This window comes from Mesorhizobium sp. (genome assembly GCF_041661565.1).
In the GTDB taxonomy this organism is placed as follows: domain Bacteria; phylum Pseudomonadota; class Alphaproteobacteria; order Rhizobiales; family Rhizobiaceae; genus Mesorhizobium.
This window is the reverse complement of the sequence record NZ_JBAZUD010000178.1, coordinates 1-9,280: the sequence shown is the minus strand read 5'-3', so window position 1 is coordinate 9,280 and position 9,280 is coordinate 1. Positions and strand designations below refer to the sequence as shown.

General features: G+C 64.2%; 9 protein-coding genes. 3 read left to right on the top strand and 6 right to left on the bottom strand.

Annotated features, from left to right (window positions below):
* Nucleotides 1–231 precede the first annotated feature (231 nt).
* Nucleotides 232–2,103: a tetratricopeptide repeat protein gene (locus WC739_RS22835; RefSeq protein WP_372955263.1), complete on the bottom strand. Its 1,872-nt coding sequence runs from the start codon at nucleotides 2,101–2,103 to the stop codon at nucleotides 232–234.
* Nucleotides 2,104–2,234: 131 nt separating this feature from the next.
* A complete protein-coding gene (locus WC739_RS22830) occupies nucleotides 2,235–2,954 on the bottom strand; it encodes a 3-keto-5-aminohexanoate cleavage protein (RefSeq protein ID WP_372955262.1) in 720 nt (239 codons plus the stop codon).
* A gap of 198 nt (nucleotides 2,955–3,152) precedes the next feature.
* Between WC739_RS22830 and WC739_RS22825 the strand changes: the two genes are divergently transcribed.
* On the top strand, nucleotides 3,153–3,338 hold the full coding sequence (locus WC739_RS22825) for a hypothetical protein (RefSeq protein ID WP_372955261.1): 186 nt from the start codon (nucleotides 3,153–3,155) through the stop codon (nucleotides 3,336–3,338).
* Nucleotides 3,339–3,398: 60 nt separating this feature from the next.
* Here the strand turns inward: WC739_RS22825 and WC739_RS22820 are convergent, their stop codons facing one another.
* The 3 genes from WC739_RS22820 to WC739_RS22810 all read right to left on the bottom strand — a co-directional run bounded on the left by WC739_RS22820 (nucleotide 3,399) and on the right by WC739_RS22810 (nucleotide 6,466).
* A complete protein-coding gene (locus WC739_RS22820) occupies nucleotides 3,399–5,501 on the bottom strand; it encodes an EAL domain-containing protein (RefSeq protein ID WP_372955260.1) in 2,103 nt (700 codons plus the stop codon).
* Between the two features lie 270 nt (nucleotides 5,502–5,771).
* Entirely contained in the window at nucleotides 5,772–6,170 is a 399-nt protein-coding gene (locus tag WC739_RS22815) for a type II toxin-antitoxin system HigA family antitoxin (protein ID WP_372955259.1), read from the bottom strand.
* Nucleotides 6,170–6,466: a type II toxin-antitoxin system HigB family toxin gene (locus tag WC739_RS22810; RefSeq protein WP_372955265.1), complete on the bottom strand. Its 297-nt coding sequence runs from the start codon at nucleotides 6,464–6,466 to the stop codon at nucleotides 6,170–6,172. The genes WC739_RS22815 and WC739_RS22810 overlap by 1 nt, the downstream gene beginning before the upstream one ends.
* A gap of 129 nt (nucleotides 6,467–6,595) precedes the next feature.
* Here WC739_RS22810 and dinB point away from each other — a divergent pair, with 129 nt between their 5' ends.
* Both dinB and rsgA read left to right on the top strand, forming a co-directional pair.
* The gene (gene dinB / locus WC739_RS22805; RefSeq protein WP_372955258.1) at nucleotides 6,596–7,843 is read left to right on the top strand and encodes a DNA polymerase IV; all 1,248 of its coding nucleotides are present in this window, start codon (nucleotides 6,596–6,598) and stop codon (nucleotides 7,841–7,843) included.
* 162 nt (nucleotides 7,844–8,005) lie between these two features.
* Nucleotides 8,006–9,055, top strand: a complete 1,050-nt coding sequence (rsgA, locus tag WC739_RS22800; RefSeq protein WP_372955264.1) for a ribosome small subunit-dependent GTPase A — start codon at nucleotides 8,006–8,008, stop codon at nucleotides 9,053–9,055.
* A 32-nt stretch (nucleotides 9,056–9,087) separates the two neighbouring features.
* Here rsgA and WC739_RS22795 read toward each other — a convergent pair.
* Nucleotides 9,088–9,280 (bottom strand): sterol desaturase family protein (locus WC739_RS22795; RefSeq protein ID WP_372955257.1); only part of this gene is annotated, 193 nt, incomplete at its 5' end.

Sequence of the window (9,280 nt, the reverse complement as noted above, 5' to 3'; positions counted from 1 at the left end):
GGTCATGCAGCACGATCCGGTTTCCGGCCTGACCATCGCCATGACCAGCAATGTCGGCTCCGGCAACCGGCTGTCCTTCCAGGCAAGCGGACTGCACCCGGTGGTCGACCAGGCGATCGGGATCATCTTGGGGGAATGATCCTGGGAGGCACACCGACATCGAAATAGGCCTTCGGAGGCCGAAGACCTTCTAAAACTGTCGGCGGAAGAGACTGAGACCAAGTAGGCGCCTCACGGCGCCAAAGCGCGCAGCGCAAGCCTGGCTGCTCGATACTCGTCGAAGTTCTTGGGACAGTCGCGGACGGCGAGCCTATAGAGTCGAAGGGCTTCGTCCCCAAGTCCCTGGATCCGCTTAAACTCGGCCGTGTAGAAGTTAGCCTCGCATACTTGCCCGGTTTTCGTGTCCGGGTCCGGGTCGTCGGCTTCGGCCAGGGTCTCGGCCGGCGTCTTCTGGCCAAGCAACATTCGAACCACCGGCGCCGGCCACTTTATCATGTCGAGCTTTTCGGTTGCCTCCCGCAAATGATCCACGGCTGCACTACGCGGGTCTGCCAAAGCATGCAGGATCGCAAGATACGGGTCATCAGGCTTGAGCTTTGCCGCTTGCTCCAGATCGGCCTGCGCCTCGGGTATGGCTCCGAAATAGAGATTCAATAGACCGCGACTTGAATAGCCATAGGGATTTCCCGGATCGAGCAGGATCATCATACTGAAATCAGCAATCGCGCCCTCATTGTCGTCGCCCTTGTCGACCCGCGCGAGGCCTCTGTCCCAATAAGCCGAAGCGCTCTTTGGGTCGAGGCTGATCGCTTGGTCGAAATCGGCGATAGCGCGATCCAGGTCGCCCTTGCCAAACCATACCTTACCGCGATTATCGTAAGCCCTGGAGTAAGTCGGGCGAAGACTGATTGCCTGGCTCAAATCGGCAATCGCTCGGTCATCGTCGCCTTTGTCGGCCCGAACCAATCCGCGATTGTTATAGGCTTCGAAGTTTTTAGGGTCGAGGAGAATGGCCTGGTCGAAGTCGACTATCGCATGATCGGTATCGCCTTTGCGGGCCAGAGCAAGTCCACGGTTGGAATACGCGATGGCGAGTTTTGGATCCAGATTGATTGCCTGACTGTAATCGGCGATCCCCTGACCGTAGTCACCTTCGTCAACTCGAATAACGCCCCGATTAACGTAAGCTTGGATGTAATTAGAATCGACTTCTATCGTCTTGGTGTAGTCGGCCACCGCATGATCGCGGTCGCTCTTCTGCGACCACGCCACTGCTCGATTGTAATAAGCGCCCGCATATTTTGGATCGAGGTTTATGGCTTCGTTATAGTCGGCCATGGCGCGATCAAGGTCCCCCTTGGCAGCCCAGGTCAGACCCCGATTGGTGTAGGCATCGGCGCTTGGATGGAGGCTGATTACCTGGTCGCTGTCGAGCAGCGCGCGGTCATAGTCGGCCTTGGCAAACCATGCCGCGGCTCGGTTGTAATAGGCGCGGGCGAACCTGGGATCGAGACTGATCGCCTTATCGAAGTCGGACATGGCATGATCGTTGTCGCCCTTGGCTGCAAAAGCGGCGCCGCGGTTGTTGTAGGTTTCGACCCGTTTCGGATCGAGATCGAGCGCCTTGGTGTAATCGGCAAGGGCACGATCGTTGTCGCCTCTTCTGAACCAGGCGTAACCTCGACCGTTGTAGGCATCGGCACGCTTCGGATCGATGCTGATCGCTTTCTCGAAATCGGCCGTGGCCTGTTGGAAATCTCCTTTTTGGGCATTGATCAAGCCCCGTTGCAAATAGGCGGTGATCTCCGCGGGCTCGAGGTTGATTGCCTGATCGATATCCGCGATCGCGCGGTCACCGTCACCCTTCGCGCTCCAGCCAGTGCCGCGCCTGAGATAAGCAGCGCCGCGCTCTTCAACGCGTGCGGCGGCGTTGTCGATGACCTGCGTGCAGGCGTCCATTTGTCGGGCGCCACCGGCGACCAAGCCAATGCAGTCCGCAAGATTTGCATCAGCCGGCCCACACCCCGGCAAGGCCAGCAAAACGACAATGCCGCCGAACGCTCGCCGCGAAGGCCAACGTCGTTTCACGACTGATCCGATCAACTCGCCCCCCCGGTCAAGACATCTGCGCAGTGTCTCGCGCACAGCGCCGATATAGCAGTAATCGATACGATTTCTTGAACAATCGCGACGATGTCAGCCTGAAATAAGAAACAAGTATTTGGTCGGCCTCGTCAAGCCTCGGGGCGAAACAGCGCCACCGCAGCCGCGACGATTTCCGCATTGTCTTTCGCCACCGTCCCGTCGGCGAGCGTCCGGCCGTCCTCCAGCCCGACCCGCGTGGACCAGCGCTTTCGATGCGCAAGTTCGACGAATGGCCAGACGGTCGCGTCGGAACCGTGCAGGAGGATCGGACGCCGCACTTCTGCGCGTTCGAGCACGGTGGCGACGCCCTGCGCCTCTTCAAGCGCCGCCGGCAGGTCCTGGATGTCGATCTCGATCAGGATGCGCAGCACCCGTCTGTGGCCGGCGAGCGCCACGAAGCGCTCGGCATCGGCGACGCCGGCAAGCCCCGCCTCGATGCCGATGGTGCGCAGGCGCAGAAGCTCCATCACCGCGGGCGCGTCGGCTTCCGACAGGTTGACCGAGGCGTAGTCGGGCGGTTCGCGCCAGCCGGCGATCGCCTCGCGGGTCCGCTCCGCGTCATTCTCGATCCAGGCGCCGGTCGAGACGCCGATCAGCGTGCCCGGACAGGTCCGGCGCACCGCCAGCATGGTCTCGTCGACGGCCGACAGGCTTTCGCGCCCGTCGGCGCCGCGCGGATGAATGTGCAGTTCGGCCGCGCCGGCGGCGACGCAGGCCGCGGCACCGCTGGCCATGGCTTGCGCGTCGAGCGGCAGCCATGGATGGAAATCGCGCGGACGCGCGCCGTTGATGCAGGCCTGGACGATCATGCTCTCACCTCGGGCAACGAAGCCCATAGTCTAGGCGCATGGCAAGGCGGCGCAAGGCGCGGCGGTCGAGACCTGCCGGCGGGAGGGCGCTCCGTCGCCGGGAACTGCCGGCATTTGAATAAAACCTGCCTGTGGATATTTACCCCGCGTTTCGCCAGGCCCGGCAAGATATATTAGGGCGGGATCATGGAGGGAGCCTTGACCAGCGATTTTTCAGCCGCCCATGTCCACCTCGAACGCGCCTACTACTATCTGCGCGGCAATGACGAAACGAGCCGTTCGGCACGTGACACGCTGGACCTTGTGATCGAGGCGGTCGTGGAAGCCCAGCACCGGCGGCCATCGACAGGGGTGGTGGAGTTTCCGCAATCGACGGCGCGGTGACGTCTCGTACCCGCAGCGTTACGTCTCGTCACGCGCGGCGTCGGGCGGCGGCACGGCTGATCAGGATATCTTGCGGACCGGCATCGCCGCGGCTGCCGCCGCGCGGGCAATGATCGCGTCCAGGGGTTCGGGCCGATGCAAGAGGTAGCCCTGGCCGAAGGCGACACCCATGTCGCTGAGCATTGTCACCGTGTCCTGCCGTTCGATCTTCTCACCGACCACGACGCAGCCGACGCTGCGGGCGATGCTGGTGATGGCCAGCACGATCTCGCGATCGAAGCGGCTTTCCGTGATGTGCTCGATGAAGGAGCCGTCGATCTTGATCGCGTCGACCGCGAAGCGCCGGAGGTATTCGAACGAACTCATGCCGGTGCCGAAATCATCGAGGCTGACCCTGCAGTGCCGCTCGCGCGCCTTGCGCACGAACTGTTCGGCGGCGTCGAAATTGGTGACGGCGGCCGTCTCGGTGATTTCGAAGCCGATGCCCGAATGCGTCGCCCCGGTCTCGTCGATGACGCTGTCGACGAACTCCCAAAGCTGCGGGTCGCTCAATGTCTGCGCCGACAGGTTGAAGCCGAGGGTCACCGCGCCCGCGCGCAAGGCCTCGCCATGTTGCGACAGCGCGGCGCGGATGATCCAGCGGTCGAGCCTGGAGGCGAAGCCGAACCGCTCGGCCACCGGTATGAACTCGCCGGGCGGCACCAGCCCGCCATTGCGGCCGACAAGCCTCGCCAGCACTTCGACATGGCGGCTTTCGTGCCATGGCCTGCCAAGCAGATGGATTTCCTGGCCGAACAGCTTCAACCGTCCGTCCTCCATGGCATCGACCGTGTCGGCGGCGATCCGTGCCGCGTTGAGCCCGCCGGAACCCGGTTTCGCCGTAGCTGAGAACATGGCGAAACGGTTGCGGCCGGCGGCCTTGGCCGCGTAGCAGGCATCGTCGGCGCAGGCCAGCGCGTCGGCCACCGTGGTGTCGCCGTCGGCGATGAAGGCGATGCCGATCGAGGCCGCCAGCTTGCGCGACGGCGAAGTCGTGCCGAGATCGGCCTCGCGCACCGCGCCAAGCACGGCCGTTGCGATGCGCTCCGCCTGCGCGGTGTCGCAATGCGGCACCAGCAGCGCGAATTCGTCGCCGCCCAGCCGAGCAGCGTCCGCGGACGCCGGCAGGCAGGAGCGGATGCCGGCCGCCACGCTCTTCAGCGCCACGTCTCCGGCGGCGTGGCCGGCAAAATCGTTCAGCGCCTTGAAGTAATCGAGGTCGACATAGAACACCGCCAGCGCCACGCGTGCCGCGATGTGGTCGGAGAGCAGCCGGTCGAAGGCCGAGCGGTTCCACAGGCCGGTCAGCGCGTCATGGTGGGCCGCATAGGCAAGCTCCTCCTCGCGCAGTTTCTCCTCGGTGATGTCGCGCACGGTGCCCAGCGTCTGTCCCGCCGATGGCGGGTCGGCGATGAAACGCAGCAGCGATTCAACGTGCCGGACCTGGCCATCGCGCCTTATGATGCGGTACTGGACGGCCACGACATCGCGCGTGCCGACCGGCGCCAGATGCGCCTGCTCGGCCGCCTCCTTGTCCTCGGGGTGCAGGTAGCTGGGCCAGAGGTCGTCGGGCACCTCGTCAGTGTCAGCGACCAGGCCGAAGATGTCCCGGGTGCGCTCGTCCCAGTAGCTCTTCCGGGTGGCTGCATCGTGATGCCAGATGCCGGTGCCGCTGGCGGCCAGCGCGAGGCGGAAGCGCACATTGACCTGCTCGAGTTCGGCTTCGACCGCCTTCTGCCTGGAGATATCGGTCTGCACGCCGACAAGGCGAATGGGCTGCCCGTCCTTGTCGCGCTCGACGATGCCGCCGCGATCAAGCACCCAGACCCAGTGGCCCTGCTTGTGCCGGAGCCGGAGTTCGGTCTCGATCCTGTCGGTCTCGCCGGAGATGTGGCGCGCGCCGCTGGCCAGCGCGCGCTCGCGATCATCGGGATGGGTCAGTTGCAGCCAGAGGTCGCTGGTGTTGGGAAGCTCATTGTCTCCATAGCCGAGCATTCGAGCCCAGGTCGCCGAGTAGAAGCAGTCGCCGGATCGAAGATCCCAGTCCCAGACGCCAAGCTCGGCACGCTCCAGTGCCTTCGCCCAGAAAATTCCCGTACGGTTCTTGTTGTCCTGAGCCGCCATCTTCTGTTTCGCTTGTTGCCCGCCCGGCGCAATCTGAGGCAAAATCAGAGAAGAAACAGTTACCGCTGGAATCTTGCCAAGAACAGCGATCCCACGCAGCCCCAAGAATAGCGATCCCACGCAGCCGGCCTATGGCAGCCCGGCCGATAGAGTTCACCACAAAGCGCCATGGACATGGCGATCGGCAATTGGATGCAGATGTGGTTTGGGCTCGATTGCGATCGACCCCAAGCGTCCGGCGTAGGAACAACTGGAAAGGGATCCGACGACCTATGCGCGCTTGCGGCCCCCGCCATGTGCAAGGTGATAGGGCTGCACGAGTATCTCGGCGGGAATGTTCCATTCCTTGTTCAGTTTGAAGACCATATCCATCGTGAGGGCGCGCTGTCTGTTCAGCACCTCGGTTGCCCGGGGCGATGATCCGATGATCTCCGCCAGAGCCTTTCGCGACAGGTTGAACAGTTGCATGTGCGATTGAATGGCTTCGACGGGATCGGGCGATTCAATCGGATAATGCTTGTCCTCATATGCTTCGATCAGGGTGGCGAGAACGTCGAAGCGATCACCTTCGCTGGAACCGACCTCCGGCTCATTCTCGAAATATCTGGTGATTTCGGCGATCGCCCAATCATAATCGGCTTTGGTCTTAATGGGTCGAATGTTTTCCATCACACCTTCTCCGGATCAATCTTCTCATAGTCCTTGTGTGTCCCGACAAATTTGATCAGGACCCGGTGAAATTTGTAAGCGACGTGGACGATCAACCGGTACTTGTTGCCGCCAATGTCGAAAATGACACGATTGTCGCCGACAAAATCGACCGTTGTTCCAAACGTCTCCTTGATGTCCGCCGGGGTCTTCCAATCGGCATCGCCGACAGCCACGTACCAAGCCGTTAAAGGAGCTTCAGCCTGATTGTGTTTAGCCCAAAAATCCTTCAGCGCTTTCTTGGCGATAATCTGCATGCCGTGATATAGCGAGTTCCCAAAATGGGAACAAGGGGGCCGCAGTCCATACCCCCGCGCCAGATTGACAATCACCACCATTTGTTCTCTATCTGTTCCGATCCATCAGCAACTTCGGAAATGCGCCGGATGGAAACGACAGCCACCATCCTGCATGCCGATCTCGACGCCTTCTACGCTTCGGTCGAGCAGCTGCTCGACCCATCGCTGCGCGGCAAGCCGATCGCTGTCGGCGGCGGCGTGGTGCTCGCCGCCTCCTATGAGGCGCGCGCCTACGGCGTGCGCGGCGGCATGCCGGGGCGCAGAGCACGAGAGCTCTGCCCGCAGCTGATCTTCGTCGGCGGCAATTTCAGCCATTACCAGCGGCTGGGCGACGCGGCGATCAGGGTGCTCGACGATTTCACGCCGGTGGTCGAGCGCATCTCCATCGACGAGGCCTTCGCCGATGTCGCCGGCTGCACGCATCTGTTCGGGCAGCCGCACGAGATCGCCATGGCCATCCGCCGCCGCGTGCGCGCTGAGCTTGGCCTGCCGATCTCGATCGGCGTGGCGCGCACCAAGCATCTGGCCAAGATCGCCTCGCAGGTCGCCAAGCCCGACGGGCTGGTGGTTGTCGAGCCCGGAACCGAGCTTGCTTTCCTGCACGACCTGCCGGTCGCACTGATGTGGGGCGTCGGCCCGGTGACCAGGGCGCGGCTTGCCGAGATCGGCGTCGAGACCATCGGCCAGCTGGCGAGGACCCATAGCGGCGCGCTGACACGGCTGCTTGGCCCGGCCGCCGGCGAAAAACTGGCGGCGCTGGCGTGGAATCGCGACCCGCGCAAACTGGAGACCGGGCGCCGGGCGCACTCGGCCGGCGCGCAATCGGCGCTGGGGCGCAAGCCGGCCGTGGCCGATGTCGTCGTGCCCACCTTGCTGCATCTGGCCGACCGTGTCGCCAGCCGGCTGCGCGCCAAGGCGCGGCCCGGCCGAACGGTGACGGTTCGCGTGCGCTTCGCCGATCTCAGCGCCGTCACCCGCTCGATCACGCTCGACCAGCCGGTCTCGGCGACGGCGACGCTGGCCGAGATCGCCGGCGACCTGGTGCGCGGCGTGCTGGCCGACCACCGCCAGGAGACGATGATCTCGCTGCTGGCGATCTCGGTTTCGCATCTGGAGGAAAGCGCCGAGCTGCAATTCGACCTGCCGCTCGGCCTTGCCGACGAGAAGCGCCGGCCCGGCAGCAGGAAAGGCCTGGCGCGCCTCGGCGCCGACCGCGCCATCGACAAGATCCGCGAACGCTTCGGCAAGCAGGCCGTCGGCTACGGCAGCGTGGCGCTGGAGGCGGGGCGTTCTGTGCCCGACGAGTTCCGGGAACTGGCCGAAAAGGAACTCTGAGGCGCACCTCGCGGCCGACCGGACAGACCGGCCTTGGCCGTGACCTGCTTGCCAAATCGCGCCATGCCGCCCATACAGCAGTCAGGCACATTGCCTCCGAAGGCGCTCGGCGTCCGACATCTTCCTGCCAGGGATTCCGCCAATGCCCGCGACACCGTACCGTTGGTCGAAGCCGTGACGGTCCCTGCCCAGTCCCTCGCCGGCCTTGGCTGGTCGGACTTCTTCGATGAGCAGCTTGAACCGGACGATTCCGGCCTCATCCCAACCCGCATCGCCATGGTGCATCGCGACCGCCTCGCCGGCCTGTCGCAGGCCGGGCAGATCGACCTCACCCTGGCGCCCCAGGCCAACACCGGCGACTACGCCGTCGGCGACTGGGTGCTCGTCGAGCCCGCCAGTCATCTGCTGAAGCGCCGGCTGACCCGCAAGACGGTGCTGGAGCGACGCACGCAGGGCGGCCGGGTGCCGCAGCTGGCCGCCGCCAATGTCGACACGCTGTTCATCGTCACCTCCTGCAATGCCGACTTCAACATTGCCCGGCTCGAACGCTACCTGGCGCTGGCCAACGAGGCCGGAACCACGCCCGTGATCCTGCTGACCAAAGCCGACACGGCCGAGGACGCCGAGACCTACCGGACGCAGGCCGCCGCGCTGCAGCGCGGACTGTCCGTGGTGATGCTGAACCCGCGCGCCGCCGACGCCGCCGACGCTCTGGCCGCCTGGTGCGGTCCAGGCCAGACGGTCGCGCTGATCGGCTCCTCCGGCGTCGGCAAATCGACGCTTGTCAACACCTTGGCCGGTTCGGCGCAACAATCGCCGCAACAGACCGGAGCGATCCGCGAACACGACGCCAAGGGGCGACACACCACCACGGCGCGGTCGCTGCACGCCATTGCCGGCGGCGGATGGGTGATCGACACGCCGGGCATGCGCACGCTGCAGGTCAGCGACGTCGCCTCGGGCATCGACACGCTGTTCGCCGAAATCACCGAGCTCGCGCCGCTGTGCAAATTCCGCGACTGCACGCATGTGCATGAACCGGGCTGCGCGGTGCAGGCTGCGATAAAGGCCGGCACGCTCGACCCCGAGCGCCTCGCCCGCTGGCGCAAGCTGTCGCACGAAAACCAGCACAACACGCCGGTCCAGACCGGGCCGCGCGGCGGCAAGTCGCCCGCCGCCAAATCTCCCGGCGCTCGCGGCAAGCGCCGCTGACCAGCCGCCCTACTGCCCTACTGCACTGCTTCTCAGAGCCGCGCCGTGCCGAACACCCGATCCCAGAAGATCGAAGTCACGCCGAAATTGGCGTTGTCGTCGACATGGTGATGCACCGCGTGCCGGCGCTTCAGCGTATAGAGATAGCTCGGATGGGCGGGATGCCAGTGATGGATCATGTGGTGGATGCTGATGTACCAGAGATAGCCCAGCATCAGCCCGCAG

Coding starts and splice junctions, on each gene's coding strand:
- WC739_RS22830 (WP_372955262.1), bottom strand. CDS start 2,954: ATGATCGTCCAGGCCTGCATCAACGGCGCGCGTCCGCGCGATTTCCAT.
- WC739_RS22820 (WP_372955260.1), bottom strand. CDS start 5,501: ATGGCGGCTCAGGACAACAAGAACCGTACGGGAATTTTCTGGGCGAAG.
- WC739_RS22815 (WP_372955259.1), bottom strand. CDS start 6,170: ATGGAAAACATTCGACCCATTAAGACCAAAGCCGATTATGATTGGGCG.
- WC739_RS22810 (WP_372955265.1), bottom strand. CDS start 6,466: ATGCAGATTATCGCCAAGAAAGCGCTGAAGGATTTTTGGGCTAAACAC.
- dinB (WP_372955258.1), top strand. CDS start 6,596: ATGGAAACGACAGCCACCATCCTGCATGCCGATCTCGACGCCTTCTAC.